This window comes from Silvibacterium bohemicum (genome assembly GCF_001006305.1).
GTDB classification, from domain to species: domain Bacteria; phylum Acidobacteriota; class Terriglobia; order Terriglobales; family Acidobacteriaceae; genus Silvibacterium; species Silvibacterium bohemicum.
This window is the reverse complement of sequence record NZ_LBHJ01000004.1, coordinates 522,269-538,978: the sequence shown is the minus strand read 5'-3', so window position 1 is coordinate 538,978 and position 16,710 is coordinate 522,269. Positions and strand designations below refer to the sequence as shown.

Annotated in this window: 16 protein-coding genes and 1 tRNA gene; 11 read left to right on the top strand and 6 right to left on the bottom strand. The window is 58.4% G+C overall.

The genetic code is table 11. The features are described from left to right. Positions 1 to 40: 40 nt before the first annotated feature. Entirely contained in the window at positions 41 to 262 is a 222-nt protein-coding gene (locus XX99_RS12910; RefSeq protein ID WP_050059792.1) for a type II toxin-antitoxin system HicB family antitoxin, read from the top strand. Positions 263 to 274: 12 nt separating this feature from the next. On the opposite strand, the gene XX99_RS12905 is transcribed toward XX99_RS12910, so the two are convergent. Beyond that, a complete protein-coding gene (locus XX99_RS12905; protein WP_050059791.1) occupies positions 275 to 1,348 on the bottom strand; it encodes an alpha/beta hydrolase fold domain-containing protein in 1,074 nt (357 codons plus the stop codon). A 198-nt stretch (positions 1,349 to 1,546) separates the two neighbouring features. Between XX99_RS12905 and rpmE the strand changes: the two genes are divergently transcribed. The 9 genes from rpmE (at position 1,547) to XX99_RS12860 (ending at position 10,766) form a co-directional block, all read left to right on the top strand. After that, the gene (gene rpmE / locus XX99_RS12900; RefSeq protein ID WP_050059790.1) at positions 1,547 to 1,768 is read left to right on the top strand and encodes a 50S ribosomal protein L31; all 222 of its coding nucleotides are present in this window, start codon (positions 1,547 to 1,549) and stop codon (positions 1,766 to 1,768) included. A gap of 81 nt (positions 1,769 to 1,849) precedes the next feature. Beyond that, positions 1,850 to 2,275, top strand: a complete 426-nt coding sequence (locus tag XX99_RS12895; protein WP_050059789.1) for a hypothetical protein — start codon at positions 1,850 to 1,852, stop codon at positions 2,273 to 2,275. Beyond that, positions 2,262 to 2,798 carry a hypothetical protein gene (locus tag XX99_RS12890; protein WP_050059788.1) on the top strand — a complete coding sequence of 179 codons (537 nt, stop codon included), beginning with the start codon at positions 2,262 to 2,264 and terminating at the stop codon, positions 2,796 to 2,798. Before XX99_RS12895 ends, XX99_RS12890 begins: the two co-directional genes overlap by 14 nt. A 33-nt stretch (positions 2,799 to 2,831) precedes the next feature. Beyond that, positions 2,832 to 4,010, top strand: a complete 1,179-nt coding sequence (gene dusB, locus XX99_RS12885; protein WP_050059787.1) for a tRNA dihydrouridine synthase DusB — start codon at positions 2,832 to 2,834, stop codon at positions 4,008 to 4,010. A gap of 220 nt (positions 4,011 to 4,230) precedes the next feature. Continuing rightward, entirely contained in the window at positions 4,231 to 5,895 is a 1,665-nt protein-coding gene (locus tag XX99_RS12880; RefSeq protein WP_050059786.1) for a peptidase associated/transthyretin-like domain-containing protein, read from the top strand. Positions 5,896 to 5,927: 32 nt separating this feature from the next. Then, positions 5,928 to 7,589, top strand: coding sequence for an MSCRAMM family protein (locus XX99_RS12875; protein ID WP_184084869.1), 1,662 nt, complete (start codon positions 5,928 to 5,930; stop codon positions 7,587 to 7,589). 122 nt (positions 7,590 to 7,711) lie between these two features. After that, entirely contained in the window at positions 7,712 to 8,041 is a 330-nt protein-coding gene (locus XX99_RS12870) for a PadR family transcriptional regulator (protein WP_050059784.1), read from the top strand. A 29-nt stretch (positions 8,042 to 8,070) separates the two neighbouring features. Continuing rightward, entirely contained in the window at positions 8,071 to 10,614 is a 2,544-nt protein-coding gene (locus tag XX99_RS12865; protein ID WP_231581324.1) for an ABC transporter permease, read from the top strand. Between the two features lie 76 nt (positions 10,615 to 10,690). After that, positions 10,691 to 10,766: transfer RNA gene (locus XX99_RS12860), tRNA-Ala, on the top strand. A 14-nt stretch (positions 10,767 to 10,780) separates the two neighbouring features. Here the strand turns inward: XX99_RS12860 and XX99_RS12855 are convergent. Continuing rightward, complete coding sequence (locus XX99_RS12855) at positions 10,781 to 11,179, bottom strand: DNA-binding transcriptional response regulator (RefSeq protein WP_050059782.1); 399 nt, start codon at positions 11,177 to 11,179, stop codon at positions 10,781 to 10,783. Positions 11,180 to 11,577: 398 nt separating this feature from the next. Here XX99_RS12855 and XX99_RS12850 point away from each other — a divergent pair, with 398 nt between their 5' ends. After that, positions 11,578 to 12,117, top strand: a complete 540-nt coding sequence (locus XX99_RS12850) for a superoxide dismutase family protein (RefSeq protein ID WP_082125531.1) — start codon at positions 11,578 to 11,580, stop codon at positions 12,115 to 12,117. Positions 12,118 to 12,188: 71 nt separating this feature from the next. On the opposite strand, the gene XX99_RS12845 is transcribed toward XX99_RS12850, so the two are convergent. The 4 genes from XX99_RS12845 to hemE all read right to left on the bottom strand — a co-directional run bounded on the left by XX99_RS12845 (position 12,189) and on the right by hemE (position 16,672). Further along, the gene (locus XX99_RS12845; protein ID WP_050059781.1) at positions 12,189 to 13,067 is read right to left on the bottom strand and encodes an aldo/keto reductase; all 879 of its coding nucleotides are present in this window, start codon (positions 13,065 to 13,067) and stop codon (positions 12,189 to 12,191) included. Positions 13,068 to 13,164: 97 nt separating this feature from the next. Beyond that, on the bottom strand, positions 13,165 to 14,583 hold the full coding sequence (gene hemG, locus XX99_RS12840) for a protoporphyrinogen oxidase (RefSeq protein WP_050059780.1): 1,419 nt from the start codon (positions 14,581 to 14,583) through the stop codon (positions 13,165 to 13,167). A 12-nt stretch (positions 14,584 to 14,595) separates the two neighbouring features. Continuing rightward, positions 14,596 to 15,534 (bottom strand): ferrochelatase, encoded by a 939-nt coding sequence (gene hemH, locus XX99_RS12835; protein WP_050059779.1) that lies wholly within the window; start codon positions 15,532 to 15,534, stop codon positions 14,596 to 14,598. Beyond that, a complete protein-coding gene (gene hemE, locus XX99_RS12830; protein WP_082125530.1) occupies positions 15,527 to 16,672 on the bottom strand; it encodes a uroporphyrinogen decarboxylase in 1,146 nt (381 codons plus the stop codon). The genes hemH and hemE overlap by 8 nt, the downstream gene beginning before the upstream one ends. Positions 16,673 to 16,710: the final 38 nt, after the last annotated feature.

The window sequence follows — 16,710 nt, the reverse complement described above, 5'->3', positions numbered from 1 at the left end:
TGTGTGTGCAGAACATATAAAATGCAAACACGGAGCTGTCATGCGATTTGAAGTCGCGTTCGACCGCGAAGAGGATGGACGCTGGATTGCGGAAATCACCAACCTCCCAGGAGCGATGGCCTATGGTGAAACCAGGGAAATCGCATTGGCTGCAGTTCCGCAATCGCGCTGCGTGCGCTTGCGGAACGTCAATGAAGAGCTCGGTCCCAAAATGCTCTCGCGAATCGCCAAACATACGGGTCTGAGTCCCGAAGACTTGTAACTCTGGCTGGGCTTATCTGCCGAGATGCTTGTCGAAAAAATCGGCCATGATCTTGTAAGCCTCCTTCGATTCCGGCAGGCTAACGTCGTTCCAGAAGGCGTGCGAAAGGCCGTCGAAGACGATGAGCTGCGCGTCGACTCCCGACTCATAAAAATGCCGTTGCAGGATGCTGGTTCCGCTGAGCAGAATGTCGCGTCCGCTGGTGATGAATAGCGTGGGCGGAAAGCCATGCACGTCGGCGTAGAGGGGCGACAAAACGGGGTCGCGGGGATCGGTCGAGCCGACATACTCCTTGTCGTTCGTTCCTGGCTGAGGCGGATCGAGATGGCCGGCGAGGCCATTGAGCGCATACATCGCGATCGAGTCGCCGACCTGACTGAAATCGCCCATGCCGGAAAAGACACCCAGCGCGCCGGGCAGCGGCAGACCTATCTGTTTGAGTCGGGCCGTCGTCTCGGCGGTGAGAATGGCGCCGGCTGAGGTTCCATAGAGCGCGATATTTTTCGGCTTGTGGGTCTTGAGCAGCTCTTTATAGACGGCAACGGCGTCGTCTACTGCCGCGGGAAAGGGATGCTCGGGCGCCAGGCGGTAGAGAACGGAAACCACTTTGGTTTGCGTGAGGCTGGCGATGGGAATGCTCTCGGTCAGCGAACCGGAGTCAGAGTTGAACCCTCCGCCATGCACGCAGATGAGCACGCGGTCGCTCTTGCCGGGACCGATAACCGGTGGCGTGACCAGCAATACCGGAACGCCGGCGACGGCGCTCTTCTCTATGCTGACTGGATAGACCGCCTTGGATGCAGCTCCGGCGCGAGCCTGCCAGGCATCAGTTCCGCTGCGGCGTTCGGCCAGGGGTTGCGGCCGGGGCGCATCGGAAGTCTGCCGCGATAGCAGCTTTTGTGCCTCCGGGCTGAGGGTCTTCGGCACCGGAATGACCCGTGTAATGTGCGCGGCGCCATCGGCGTCGATGTAACTGGTATCGGATTGCGCGGCGGTCTGGGCGGTAGTCGGAGAAATGGCCGGCGCTGCGGTTTGCGCGATGGCCAGAGAGGGAAGAAGACCGAGAGTCAGCAGGAGAGTTTTCACGATTGGTCGCCCTTTGTACTCCCGGAGAGTACCGCAGAATATCGGAAATCGCGAGTTCCAAGGGGTTTGTCACGAATGCGATCCTTATTTGCAGCTGGGGACAGTTTGAATCTTCATAAGCGACCGCACATCCAATCTTGCAGCCGAAGTCGAAACAGCCTAAAATAAAAGGATTGTTGGAAAGGTCCAAACAGAATCATGCCTAAAGCAGGAATTCATCCGAACTATAACGAAATTCGCGTCATGTGCGCTTGTGGCTCGAACTTCGCGACTCGCTCGACCCATAAGGGCGACATCCACGTTGAAATTTGTTCCAGCTGCCACCCGTTCTTTACGGGTAAGCAGAAGCTGGTGGATACCGCAGGCCGTGTCGAGCGCTTCCGCCGCAAGTACGCCAAGGCGGAGCCCGCAGCCAAGTAAGACCAAGCTGCCAGTCGAATCGACGAAGCCTCCGCTGTGGCGGGGGCTTTCGTTCGTGGCATCTTGTGCGAGAATGCGGCCATGTCGGACGTGCAGGTTCAGTTGTACCTAAAACGCGCAAAAGACTTTCTTGAGGGCATGAAGCTGCTTCGAGATGATTGCATCGCTTACGGCTATTCTTCAGCGTTGCTGGCGGTCCACGGGGCAGTTTCTTATTGCGACGCTCTGAGGACCGGTCTTGGAGATGATAATGTGTCAGCCGACGACCACCGAGAAGCGGTGTCGAGGCTCGAGCAGCTCCTGAGAGATAAGCGGTATCCGAAACTGGATGGTCTCAAGAGGCTGAGCGATCTGATAGGCGACAAAAACGCGATTGCATACGGGTCCAAAAGGGTCGCTCAGGAAAAATTTAAAGCACTCACCGACCGGGCCGAACGTTTTGCTGCGTGGGCGGAGATTACAGGGGCGGATCTGAAGATCGAGGGGTGGCGCGATGGGGCCGACTAATAACATTCAGCAATTCGGAAGAGCCAAGAATGCCCTGCTCGACTACTTCATTCAGAAACTCCTTGTTCCTAAGATATATTTCGATGCGCAATGGAGGGGTATCCCCATTCCCGTGCTAGCAATTGATCGTGCGGGTGTTGGCGACGTTCATGCCGTGCTCTTTGTCGAGCGAGTCAATCAGTCGTTTGGGATTAAAGGAACGCCGCCTCCTCGGGGCCTGGATGAGCTCGTGGGTGGGTCTATAGAAGAGCTGCGATCGCTTCCTTGCCAGTTCCGCTATGTGGCGGTTTACGACTCCGATACTGTCGATGCCTTATATTCACCGCCGGCAAGTACAGCCCAGCGCGCTCTTGCCATGGATGGCGTTGGGCGCATTGGAATTCTTTCGCTCAATGCGATAGAGAATGAACCGACTGTCAATGTGCTCGTGAAACCCGAACGATTCCGTTCTTCAAAGGAAATTGTTGAGTTAGCTGATCAATATGTCGCCGAGCATACTGCTGACTGGGAAGTTCGGGCCTGACGGCTTTCGTTTGGTGGTGTGAAGAGACAGTTTATGAAGAAGCATTGGGACAACCCGGTCGAGCATGCGATGCCTACGGGCGCGCGTGTGCCGGCGTCTGTCTCGATCGGCGGAGTGCAGGTGGCTCCGGCGACGGTGCTAGCGCCCATGGCCGGAGTCACGGATACCATCTTCCGGCGGTTTATCAAGAATGCCAGCATCTTCAGCGGTGACGCCGAAACTCCCGCCTCGGTAGACTCCGAGACTTCCAATCAGCAGTCGGGCTGCGGCCTCATTATGACCGAGTTCACCTCGGCCGACGGCCTCGCCCGCATGCGCGAATCGAAGCGGAAGCGGTATCTCACCTATTACGACGACGAGCATCCGATCTCGGCGCAGCTCTTCGGGTCGAATCCGGCCACACTGGCGGATGCGGCAAAGATTGTCCAGGACACCGGCTTCGACATGGTAGATCTGAACCTTGGCTGCCCGGCGAAGCGCGTGGTCTCCTGCAATGGAGGCAGCGGCCTGCTGCGCGATCTTCCGCTGATTGCCAAAATTTTTGCCGAGGTGCGTGCTGCGGTTTCGATTCCGTTCACGGTGAAGTTTCGCCTGGGATGGAGCGATCAGCACATCATCTGTGTCGAACTCGCGAAGCTGGCTCAGGAATCGGGACTCAACGCCGTCGCGCTGCATGCCCGCACGCGTGAGCAGGGCTACTCAGGCCAGGCGCGCTGGGAGTGGATCGGGGCAGTAAAAGATGCGGTCGCCATTCCGGTCATCGGCAATGGCGACATCCGCACGCCGGAAGACGCCTGCGCGCTGGTGGCAGAGACTCATTGCGATGCGGTGATGATCGGACGCGCCGCGCCGGCCAATCCGTGGATCTTCCGCCAGATTGCGCAGTACACCGCAACCGGTCGCTACGACCAGCCGACCGAGATGGATCGCTATCGGATGATTCGCACGTATTTCGAGATGCTGGTGGCGGCGGAGTATCCCGAAGTCCAAGGCAAGATGAAACAATTTGCCACCTGGTTCACGCATGGCGTGCCGGGCGGCGCTGCGCTGCGCAAGGCGATCTACATGTCGAAGACCAGCGAGGCCGTTCTGGGAGTGGTCGAGCGGTTCTTCGAGGATCGGCAGTCGACGGCGGATGACGCGGACGCGTCCGTGTCGCCGCTCACTTTCGGCGAAGAACAGGACATGCCCGAACCGGCGTTCCTCGGTTAATCTTCTCGGTTAGTCCAGGAGTTGCTTCTTCCTGCAGTCTTTGCCTTCGCGACCGAACCTGAGGGATGACCCCCTCGACCCTCTTCCTTAAGTTTTTCTCTCTGATTGTGTCTCCGATTTTGACAAACGTCCGTCCAACCTGTGCGGCCACAGATTTCACAAAACTTACAGTTTGAATTTTCAGTGAGATAGCTGAGAATGGCGGCAAAGGTCTGCTCCCGTGCTCATTCTGCCCAAGAGGAGTCTTGCTCTCTACGTTGCAGTGGTGGCTTGTGCGCTCGGCGCTGCGACCTTTCGCTGTGCGGCGCAAGACGCTGCTGCGACCTATCCGGTACGGGGCGTCGTGCTCAATAACGTGACTCATCAGCCCATTGCACGAGTCCTCGTGTATGCGAATGCGGATGCGGTGCTCACCGACAATGACGGGCATTTCGAGCTGAATCTTCCCGCGGGTCAAGTCCAGATCAACCTGCGCCGTCCTGGCTACACAGCCCGTAGGAGAGGGATGATGAACTCCGTCAATGTTGCCGCGAATATGCCGGATCTTACGTTCAGCTTGACTCCCGAAGCCATCATCACCGGCCATGTCACGCTCTCGACCGGAGACGAGGCGGACGGCATCCGCATCATGGCGTATCGTAAGCGCGCAGTCAACGGTCGCGTGGCTTGGACGATGCAGACTATGGCCATGACCAACAGCGAAGGAGCATTTCGCCTGGCGAGTCTCGAAGCGCCGGGCTCTTACCTCATTTACAGCATGCCGGCGCATGCTCGCATGGGACGCATCGCGCCGGGTTCGGTTGGATACGGCTATGCCTCGGTCTTTTATCCGAGTGTCGCGGATTTTTCCGCAGCCGGCATGATCGCGGTCTCACCTGGCCAGCAGGCGCAGGCGGATTTCACGCTGACCCGCCAGCCGTTTTATCCGGTGAGTATTGCCATGCCTCAACGTGCCGAAGGGCGCGCAGGAGGTGCGGAGGTTCAGATTCACGATTCGAGCGGCCGCATTCTGGAGGCCGGGACGCGATGGGACCCGCAGCGCGGCACAGCGGAGATCAATTTACCGAACGGACATTATTATGCCGAGACCCATACTTTCGGCGAGTCCCAGATGTATGGACGCGTCGACTTCACGGTCGCAGGCGGTCCGGTTTCAGGATTGACCATGACCCTGTTGCCGCTGCACGCCATCCCGGTGGTTATCCGCAAGGATAGCGAAGGTGGCAATAATCAGCCTCAGGTGATTATTGCCGCGGGATCGCAGATTGATTTGTCGGCAGGGATCAACCTCACGTTGTCTCCGGCCGATGCATTCGAAAACCAGACGGGAAGTGGACTGCGGCATCAGCAGGGATCGAACGACAGCTCGCTTTTCGAGTTGGAAAACGTGTCGCCGGGACGCTACTGGGTTGAGACATATCCGTTTCAGGGCTATGTCAGCTCGATCACCTGTGGAGGTACTGACCTGACGCGTGAGCCGCTGGTTATCGGGCCGGGCAACACGACGGCTCCAATCGAGATCACGATTCGCAATGATTTTGGCACACTCAAGGGCCAGCTCAATCAATCTTCCACGGCGGCGGCATCAACTTCGTCGGGCGAGATATCCAGAATCTATATCTATGCCATCCCGCTTTTCCCGACTACATCGCAGGTGCCGCAGAGCACGACGCAGGCTGGCGGCCAGTTCACGATGACCAATCTCGCTCCGGGTTCCTATCATGTGATTGCTCTCGATCAGTCCAGGGAGATTGATGCGAACGATACGGAAAGTCTTGCGCAATACACCGGCAAGGGACCGACCGTTACCGTAGAAGCCAACGGCACGGTGAACGTGCAACTCGATGTGATTCAAACAGGCGGCGAGGTCTCGACTCCAGAATGATCTGCCGGACTCGATCGCTGAAGCAACGTTTCTTGCTCGTCGGATGCGTCTTCGCATTGTGGGCCGTATGCGCGGAGCACGTTTCCATCTCGGCGCAGACGGCGCCCACCTCGAACGAAGGCCGCATCATCAGCGGAACCGTTCTTAGCGCCGCGAGTGGACAGCCGCTCGAAGGCGCTGACGTGACGCTGAACGATTCCAAAACAGACACGCTGGTTGCGGAAACAAACACGAATGCGGACGGGCGATTTCTCTTCCCGCGCCTGGCGGACGGAAAGTACTCCCTACGCGCCACGCATCGTGGCTATCTGGCCGCTGCCTTCGACGAGCACGACGGCTTCTCGACAGCGATCGTTACGGGTGAAGGGCTGGTTTCGACCGGCCTGAGATTTACGGTCCAGCCTCTGGCGGTTCTCTACGGAGTCGTCGCCGATGACTCCGGCGATCCAGTGCAGCAGGCGCGTGTGTCCCTCTATCGCCAGGATGAACGAAGCGGTACGGGGAAAATCGTGCGCGCAAGCGCAGTCGTCTCCGATGATTTGGGCAACTATGAATTTCCTCGCCTCGCGCCTGGAAACTACTACATCGCAGTCACAGCGCAACCGTGGTACGCCGTGGGATCACGAACATTGATAGGTCAGGAAAACGATACCTCCGGGGAGAAGTCGCGATCGCCGCTCGATGTAGCCTACGCCACGACATTTTATGCCGACGTGACCGATTCGGATTCGGCGACACCCATCCCGGTGAAAGCCGGCGATCGCATTCCGGTGAACTTCACCCTGCATGCGGTGCCGGCAGTGCATATATCTTTTCAGATCCCGAGTCCGGAGCGAGGGCCGTACCCGATGATGCAGCTCCACCAGGACGTATTCGGATCGATGGAAGCTGGCGGTATGCAGGGCACCACGTACATGCCTCGCGGTGACGGCAAGACAGCACCGGGCATGACGACCGTTGAGCTGAGTGGCGTCGCTCCCGGTCACTACGAGTTGGAAGTCCAGTCGCCGCGCGGCGAAGCCGGGCGCCTCATGAGCGTGGATGCATCCTCCGGTCATCAGGTCGTCGACGTCGGCGGCGGAGAAACTCTGGTCAATGTAACCGGCAAGGTCGCCATGGCAGGCGGAGGAAATCTTCCACCTGGACTCAGTATCGCCCTCACACCTCAGCAGGGCGAAGCTAGCAGCAGCGCTCGTGTCGACAAAGATGGTGGGTTCGAGATTCGCAACGTTCGTCCGGGTACGTATGAAGTGATACCTACCGCAAGCGATGCGGCTGTGGCGATCAGCCAGGCAACAGCCTCAGGCGCGACGATGGACAAGCACATGCTGAAGGTAGGAAACGCGCCGGTAACCCTCGCGGCCACCCTGGTAGAAAGCTCGGCGACGGTGACTGGTTTTGCGAAGGCCGACGGCAAACCGGCGGCTGGCGTGATGATCCTGCTGGTTCCGGTGAATCCCGGTGGCAGTCGAGAGCTGTTTCGTCGCGATCAGAGCGACTCAGACGGCAGCTTCGCCCTCAAACGGGTGATCCCCGGCGAATACACGGTAGTAGCGATCGCCGATGGATGGACCTTGGACTGGGCTCGTCCCGAAGTGATCGGCCACTATCTACCGGACGGCCTGAAGGTCAGCGTGCCTGCGCACAGCAAAGACATTCAGATCAAGGATGCGGTGCAGGTCCAGCTGAAGTAGATCGCTCTTTTCCGTCTCATCTCTTACACATCGACAATGCAGCCGCCTCACTTATCGGTGAAGCGCCGCACTCTACATTTTCGCCATTGACTCTCTACCCATAGATAATCTATATATGGCCCATGGGGAAGAAATCCGAATTGCTGCCGGGAACTCTGGACATGCTCATCCTGAAGACGCTGACTCGGGGCGCGCTTCATGGCTATGGCATAGCTCTTTCGATCAAGCGCCTCTCCGACGATGTGCTGACGGTGGAAGAGGGATCGCTTTACCCCGCATTGCAGAGGCTCCTGCTGCAGGGCTGGGTGAAGGGCGAATGGAAGATGACGGAAACCAATCGGCGAGCCCGTTTCTACACGTTGACTGCCGCGGGACGGAAGCAGTTGAGTCTCGAGCTGTCTCAGTTTGAGCAGATGATTGCCGCGATCGGTCGTGTCTTGCAGGACGCGTAAGGAGTTCCGCTATGAATGGAATCGTTCGAATGCTTCGCAAGCTTCAGATTCTCTTTCGCCGTGACCGATTCAGCCGCGATCTGGAAGAAGAGATGGCATTCCATCGAGCAGAAGCGGCGAAGCAGTTTGAATCCGAGGGCATGTCTGTGGACGAGGCCCGGTACGCGGCGGCGCGACAGTTCGGCAATATGACACGCCTACAAGAACGGAGCCATGAGATGGTGGGCTTTCGCTGGGAGAGTGTAGTGCAGGATCTGGTGTTCGCCATTCGGCAACTGCGAAAGAATCCGGGATTTACGGTCACTGCGATTCTGATGCTGGCCTTGGGAATCGGCGTGAACGTGGCTATCTTCGCGTTTGTCGACGCTGCACTGATCAAGCCTCTACCGTATGAGAATCCTTCGCGGCTGGCGGTTCTCTTCGAAAGCATTCCTGTGGGACCGCGCTTTCATCTGTCTTATCTCGATTACCTGGATTGGAAGAAATCGAATCAGGTTTTTAGTTCTCTTGATATCTATTCGGTTGGCGGCTTTATCTTAAGCACGCCCGAAGGCACGCAGCAGACACAGGGAGCGAGCATTTCCGCTGGGTTCTTTCGCACGTTGGGTGTGACGCCGATACTGGGCCGTGATTTCGGTCCTGAGGAAGACCAGTCGGCGGCTCCGCGCACCACTCTCTTGAGCTATGCGGCGTGGCAGAAGCGATATGGCGGACGAAGAGACGTGGTGGGGAAGACGGTTACGCTCGACGGCAATCCAACGACGATCATCGGCGTGCTGCCGCGCGATTTTCATTTTGCTCCTGCTGAGCCGGCGGAGTTCTGGGCCACTACTCGCGCCTCCGGCAACTGCGAAAAGAATCGAGGCTGCCACGACTTTTTCGGAATCGCGCGGCTCAAGGATGGTGTTTCCTCTGCGTCTGCGCTGGCGAATTTGAAGGACGTCGAGGGGCAGTTGGAAAGACAATATCCCGACACGAACCGGGATCGGCTCGCATTTATGCTGCCACTGACCGAAGTAATCGTTGGTGACATTCGTCCGATTCTGCTGGTGCTGCTGAGCGGAGCCGGTCTACTGCTGCTAATTGCCACTGTGAATGTGGCGAGTCTGCTGCTGGTGCGGTCGGAGAGCCGGAGACGGGAGATCTCCGTGCGCGGCGCGCTGGGGGCATCGCGGGCGCGGCTGGTAGGTCAGTTCGCGATTGAAGGTGTGGCGTTGGTGACCGCAGGAACGACGGTCGGCATCGCGTTTGCATGGTCGGCTATGCGGCTGCTTGCCGGAGCCATTGCACTTTTTATGAGCGTATTTTTTTCGGTGACTCCCGCGCTTCGCCTGTCTCTCTCAGATCTGCGGGATGGGCTGGCGGAAGGCAGCCGCGGATCTTCGGGGGTGATATGGCGGCGTTTTGGAGCCCATCTGGTAGTGGTGGAGCTGGCTACGGCCATGGTGCTGTTGATGGGCGCGGGTTTGCTCGGCAAGAGCTTCTATCGGCTGCTGCATGTGGATACCGGTGTGCAGCCGGAGCACGTGGCTGCGATCCAGGCGGCGGCGACCGGAAATGCTTATTCGACTGATGCGCAACAGATCGCATTGGAGCGCGAGTTGGCAACTCGGATTTCTAGTCTGCCAGGGGTGAAGTCTGTGGCCTTTGCCAGCCAGCTTCCGCTGGGCGACGGCGATGGCATCAAGGATTTCCGAATTGTGGGACGGTCTTTTCATGGCGAGCGGTATGAGACGGTCTATCGAGAGGTGAGCGCCGGATACTTTTCCGTGCTGCAGACGAAACTGCTGCGCGGTCGCTACTTCACTGACGCCGAGGACGAGTCGCAGCCCCGTGTGGTGGTAGTCAACGAGCAGATGGCGAGGCAGTATTTTCCCGATGAAGATCCGATCGGTAAACAGATTTCTGTTGACGCTTCTATGCAGAAAAAAAGCGAGATTATCGGCGTGGTGAGCGATATCCAGGAAGGACAGCTGGATGCGGCTCCGCGTGCGGCGATGTACATCCCTTTCAACCAGGACCCCACGAGCGAGTTTGCGGTGATTGTGCGTACTTCGCAGGCAGAGGAGTCCTCGATTCCTCTGCTGGATGTTGCAATTCATAAGATTGATCCATCGATTGCGACCTTTGGCGGCATCACGATGACGGAGAAGATTCACGATTCGCCATCCTCCTACCTGCACCGATCCTCGGCGTGGCTGGTGGGAGGATTTGCCGCGTTTGCGCTGCTGCTGGGAGTGGTCGGGCTATACGGTGTGATCGCGTATTCGGTGAGCCAGCGGACGCGGGAGATTGGTGTGCGCATGGCACTAGGGGCGCAGAAGAGCGGAGTTTACCGGCTGATTTTGTTCGAAGCAGGATGGCTGGCCGTGATCGGAATTGCTTTGGGAGGGTGCTGTTCAGTATTTGCGGGCATGCTGATGCAGAAACTGCTCTTCCAGGTTCATTCCTGGGATGTGCCGACTCTGGCCGGGGTTGCGGCAGTGTTGGCCTTAGCGGCTGCCGCGGCGAGCTATCTGCCGGCGCGCCGGGCAGCTTCGGTGAATCCCGTGGACGCGCTGCGGGCGGAATAAGGTGATGGGTGCAGCCGCCGGGCTTTTCGAATTCCGCTTGCGCTGATAAGCTAAGGGGAGTGTCTCCTGCCTTCGTGGGGCTATAGCTCAGCTGGGAGAGCGCCTCGTTCGCAACGAGGAGGTCAACGGTTCGATCCCGTTTAGCTCCACCAAATGATTCAAATTCCTAGTTTTCTCTTTCCAGCTCCTCATTGCGCTTCTCGATTTGCGTGGTTTCTTCCGGATATAGAGCGGAAAGGATCTCCAGCAATTTGCGCGGATCGAAGCTTTCAAGATGATGATCCGCGCCTGTGCACCGTGTGCCCCGGGGGCCGGAGATCGCGATCACCGGGATTACAGGGTTGATCGCCTTGAGCGCCGATACTAATGCGTCGCACGGAAGATCGCGTACGTCGGCGTCCAGGACTACACCGCTCACTAACGGGAAGTGTCGCATTGTTTCAATGGCTTCGCGTCCGCTATACGCGGTCAGCACGTTGAATTTGGCGGTCTCGATGACCAGCTTGCGGGTCGAGATGCTTCCGGGAAATTCCGGATCGATAACCAGGAAACAGGGCCTTACCATAAGGAATTCCTTTCGTGGACGAACATGCAGTTCTAGCTCATCCTCACAGCATCATCAAGTTTTGATGTCGGAAAGAGACGTTGCGTAAGGCTGAAGGGGAAATATCCCGGACGAAATTCTGCATCCTTACGGAAGCCGGCGGCCGGGGTGATCCGGGCCAGTCCTGCCCCTTATTGAGCGTTCTCGGTTAAGCGGTTTTGAGGCGGTCACAGAGTCTTGTAAGGGGCGAGGAAAAACACTTAAACAGAAGTTTCGCGGCGGTATTGATACCAGCATCGATTCGCGTATCCTGAACGAGATCGAGGTGTGCACATGCGCACATCTGACTTAGCACCTGAAGTAGCAGCTGAGATCATTCAGTTCCAGGGACCGTTGTTCGTTGCGCCAGGAGATTTTCTATGAAGACATTCCCGAAGATTTGGTTCGCTGTGGCGCTTTCCGCCGCGGCAGCCTTGCCGATGACCGCCCAGACCGCAGCGCCGAAATCGGTGACGGTCCAGTTTAAGACCTCAGATGGAAAAGATGCCGGGACGGCAGTTCTGAAACGAAAGAAGGGCGCTGTAGCCGTCAAAGTCGCGTTGAAGAATCTACCTCCGGGCGAGCACGCAATTCACATTCACCAGAACGCGAAGTGCGATGCACCTGATTTCAAGACGGCGGGTGGCCATTTCAATCCGTCAGGAAAGAAGCATGGGATCGATAGTCCTGACGGCCATCACAATGGAGATATGCCGCTGAATCTGATTGTGGGCGCGGATGGCACGGTGAAGACGGCGTTTCTGGCCAAGGATGTCACCCTTGATCCCAGCGCGCCGAACTCGGTATTCGCAAACGGCGGCACCGCATTCATCATCCATGAGAAAGCGGACGATATGAAGACCGATCCGACCGGAAATGCCGGTGGAAGAATCGCCTGCGGGTTGATCACACAGCAGTAGTTGGGCAATCCAGATCGATGCAAGTAAAAGAGGCAGGCCCTGCGGCCTGCCTCTTTTATTTATGCAAGGTATTAAGCCTTACCCTTACCGTCTTCTTCGATGGCCTTCCACTCGTCCGCGCTGAGTTGAACATTGACGGAAGCGATGTTCTCCTCGAGGTGATCGACGGAGGACGTTCCGGGGATGGGCAGCATCACCGGCGAATGATGGAGCAGCCATGCCAGCGAAAGCTGCGCGACGGTGGCGCTGTGGCGCTTGGCCGCTGCGTCGAGCGGTCCGCCGGAGCGCGCCAGCTTACCGGCCGCGACCGGGAACCAGGGAATGAATCCCAACTTTTGCTGTTCGCAGTATTGCAGCGTCTTCTCGTGTTGACGGTCGCCGAGATTGTAAAGATTCTGAACGCTGACGATGGGAAGAACCTTGCTCGCCTGCTTGATCTCATCGGCATTGACTTCAGAGAGGCCCACATGGCGGATCTTCCCCTGCTGCTGCAGCTCCTTGATTACACCTAGAGATTCTTCAACCGGGACTTTTGGATCGATGCGGTGGAGCTGCCACAGATCGATGCGTTCAACTTTGAGATGGCGGAGACTCAGCTCGACGCATTGGCGGAGATATTCGGGACGGCCCACCGGAGCCCAGGCATTGGGGCCGGAGCGCGTGAGACCACCCTTGGTGGCGATGATGAGGTACTTCGGATACGGATAAAGAGCCTCGGCGATAAGCCGTTCGCTGACCTCGGGGCCGTAGGCGTCCGCGGTATCGATGAAATTGACGCCGAGCTCTACAGCGCGCCGGAGAACCTTCTTCGCCTGCTCTGGGTTTTTCGGTTCGCCCCAGATGCCTTCGCCGGTAATGCGCATGGCTCCGAAGCCGAGACGGTTGATGTGGATATCTCCGCCGAGGGTAAATGTACCGCTCGCCGCTGCGTTAAGCTCTTTGGTCGTCATAGCGGATTGGATGCGTTGATGGGAAGCGCGGTTCCATTACTTGAACGTTAACGCTGAATGAAAGCAAGGGAGAGCCGGCGGATGAAATTCGCTTTGTTTACGCGGTCTGAACAGCCTTGCGCGCGGCATCTCGACCCTGGCGGACCATGTCGGGAAGGCCCACTCCGTGATAGGCGTTGCCGACGAGATGAAGGCCGGACATGGTCTGCACCAGCTCTTCCAGCCGTTCGATGCGGCGAACGTGGCCGACCGCATACTGGGGCAGCGAGAGCGGCCAACGGCGAACGAGGGATACTGCGGGTTCGGGCAGCGGAACCAGGGCCTCGGCAAGCCGCTGTCGTGCCAACGCAATGAGACGGCCGTCGGCGTCACCCATGAGAGCTTTTGCAGCGGATCCTCCGAAAAATGCGCGCAATAGCACCGTGCCTTTCGGGGCGCGGTGTTCATATTTCTGGTCGACAAAGGTGCAGGCTAAGAGCTGCGGGTTCCCGATGTCTTCAGACGTGGATGAAGGCGGCACCAGGTAGCCGAATCCGGATGGGATCGTAAGGCCGCGCGATTGCTCTTTGGAGAAAGCGAGGGCCACGACGATCGCCGAGGTCGACTCCATCTCCAGGAATGTGGCGATGTCTTCATGAAGCGCCCGAAGCAATTGTCGAGTAACATGCGGGGGCGTAGCGACGATGATGGCATCGAAATTTTCCCTCGTGCCTTGGGCTTCGAGCTCCCATTGCCCGCTGCGTCGCGTGATTGCATGGACAGAATGTTGCAAGCGGACAGCGTGGGAAGGCAATGCAGTCTGCATCCGCTCCACAAGTGTTTGCAAGCCGCCCTTAAGGGTAGTAAAGACAGCCGGGGATTGCGTCTGGGCCGCTTGCTTCCTCTGCAAGGCGGCGATGAGGCTGCCGTGTTCCCTCTCCATCTTCACGAACGCCGGCATCACAGCACGAACGCTGAGCCTTTCGACGTCGCCTCCGAAGATGCCGGCAAGCAGCGGGCCGGCGAGGGTGTGCGTGACTTCCTCTCCGAAGTGGCGGCGGACAAAACTGGCTACCGATTCGTCTACGTCCTCTTTGAGCGCGGATTGCCTGAGGGATTCTGCATTCTGGAATTCGTTGCGATAGGCGAGACGCGCCTCCTCGCTGAAGAGCGGAGATTCTTCGATAGAAGCCCATTGCGTGGGAACCATCATGCGCATGCCGTCGGGGATGGGGATGAGCCGTCCGTCGCGCAGAATGTAGGTTCGGCGCATGGCATCGTTTGAAGCGATGATCTCGGATTCGAGGCCTAACTCGATGGCCAGCTCGCGCGCCCAGGGCTTTTCTGTCACCCACGCATCGGGTCCGCACTCGATGATGAATCGGCCGTCCTCTGTTTCGACGCGCGCTGTTTCGACGATGCCGCCCAGGCGGGAAGAAGCTTCATAGAGAACGAATTCGGATTGTCCATCGCGCGCGAGCTGCCACGCAGCAGCGGTGCCGCTTAGCCCTCCACCGATAATGGCGATGCGCTTCATATCAATTGCGTGTCAGGCCAGCCGTTCAAGGCCCTTGCGGGCGAGATCGGCCAAGGCCGCGATCAGCAGTGGCGAGTCGTTCAGCGATTCGGGGCGCTTCAATTCCATCTGCAGCTTGTTAGCAAACTCGCGGAAGGCGATGTCGATGTCATAAAGGATCTCGACGTGGTCGCAGAGAAAGCCGATGGGCTGAAGAACGATTTTACCGGCGCCCTGCTGATGCAGCGCCGTCAATGTGTCTTCGACGGTTGGGCCGATCCACGGGCCTCCCGACATGCCCTGGCTCTGGAAGGCGAAGCACCACTGATCTTCTTGAACGCCTGCGCGTTCTGCTACCAAAGCCGCGGTGCGTTTAGCTTCGACAGCGTAGGGATCGGGATCGAGCGCAGCTCCTGTATCCGATGGCGCAGGCGTCTGGATGGTCCGGCAAGGCACGCTGTGCGCAGTAAAGAGGACCGGTATGGGTTGGCCTGCATCGAGTTGGAATGGCTCCAGCACGATGCGTAGTCTTTCTGCGAAGGCGTCGGCAAGCAGTGGATGATCGGCCCAGCCATTGATGAACTCGATGCGCATTGCGCCGCTCGCAGCAAATAGCGCGCGTCGGTAGAGACCGACACTGGTGCGCGAGTTCTGCGGCGCGAGACAAATAGCGACGATCTTGGTAATCCCATCTTCGCGCATCCTGGCTACGACATCGGCGATGTATGGCTTCCAGTTGCGCATGCCGACGTAAACCGGCATGCCCAGCTCTTCGGCAAGAAGACGGCCCTGTTCGAGCGTCAGCTGTGTCAGTGGGCTGGCGCCGATCAGCGAGTAGCGATGGCGGATTTCCTCGACCACGCTATCGGGAAGCGGGCGTCCTCCGGTTATGTTTCGGAGGTATTCCGGGATTTCGTCCAAGGTGTCAGGCGTGCCGTGCGCGAGAAGTAGAACCGCCGCACGCTCAGACATGGCGCTGGTCCCGGATTGCCTTCTCCGCCGCATATTCGCGAACGAATTTCACGACATGCTGAACATTTTCAACCGGGGTTTCGGGAACAATGCCATGGCCGAGATTGAAAATATGCCCTGGCTTTCCGGCTGCTTGATCGAGAATGTGCCGGACACGGTTACGTATTAGCTCGGGCTCGGCGAAAAGCGTGATGGGATCGAGATTGCCCTGAACGGCGCAGGAGTAATCAAGCTGCCGCCAGGCAATATCGAGCGGCGTGCGCCAGTCGAGACCGAGAACATCCGCTTGCGTTTCACGCATCGCGGGCAAGAGAGTGGCGGTGTCGACACCGAAATAAATAACCGGCACGCCGTAGGATTGAATCTCGCGGATCAAAATTTTGGTGGTGGGCAAAACAAATTCGCGATAGTCCTCAACGCTCAGCGCACCGGCCCAGCTATCGAATACCTGGATGACATCGGCGCCGGCCTCCACCTGCTGGCGCGCATATTGCGTGAGCACGGTCACCAGCTTGTCGAGCAAGCGCCGCCAGGCGTCGGTCTGCCGGTACATCAGCGTCTTCGTATGAACATAGTTGCGCGAGCCGCCGCCCTCGATCATGTAGCTGGCGAGGGTGAACGGCGCTCCGCAGAAGCCGATGATGCCCAGACGGTCCTGCCTGGGAACGCCGCGGGGGGCGCCAAAGTGTGCGACGACACGCTCGATGGCCTGGGCGACATAGCCGAGCTCGCCTGCGCGGTCGGTGCGAAGGCGGGCAATGTCGTCGGCGGTGCGAACGGGATGGTGTACGACCGGGCCTTCACCGGCCTGGAACTCGAAATCCAATCCCATGCACTCGAAGGGCAAAAGCAGGTCGGCGAAGATGATGGCCGCATCGACGTCGAGCTTTTCGGCTGCGGTAATCGTCACCTCGGCTGCAAGCTGAGGCTGCTTGCAGATTTCAAGCAGGGTGTGGTGGCGGCGTACGGCCTGGTATTCCGGCATGTAACGGCCGGCCTGGCGCAGGAACCACACCGGGGTTCTGTCGACGGGCTGCTTCAGGCATGCCCGCACAAAGCGGGAGCCGCCGATGGGAATCTCGGCGCCGGCATGCGCCTGGAATCCGGGGGGAGATGAGATTTTCGCTTTGTCTGTCATGCTTTGGGTAACAGAAAAAGGTTAGCATTTTGGGCGCT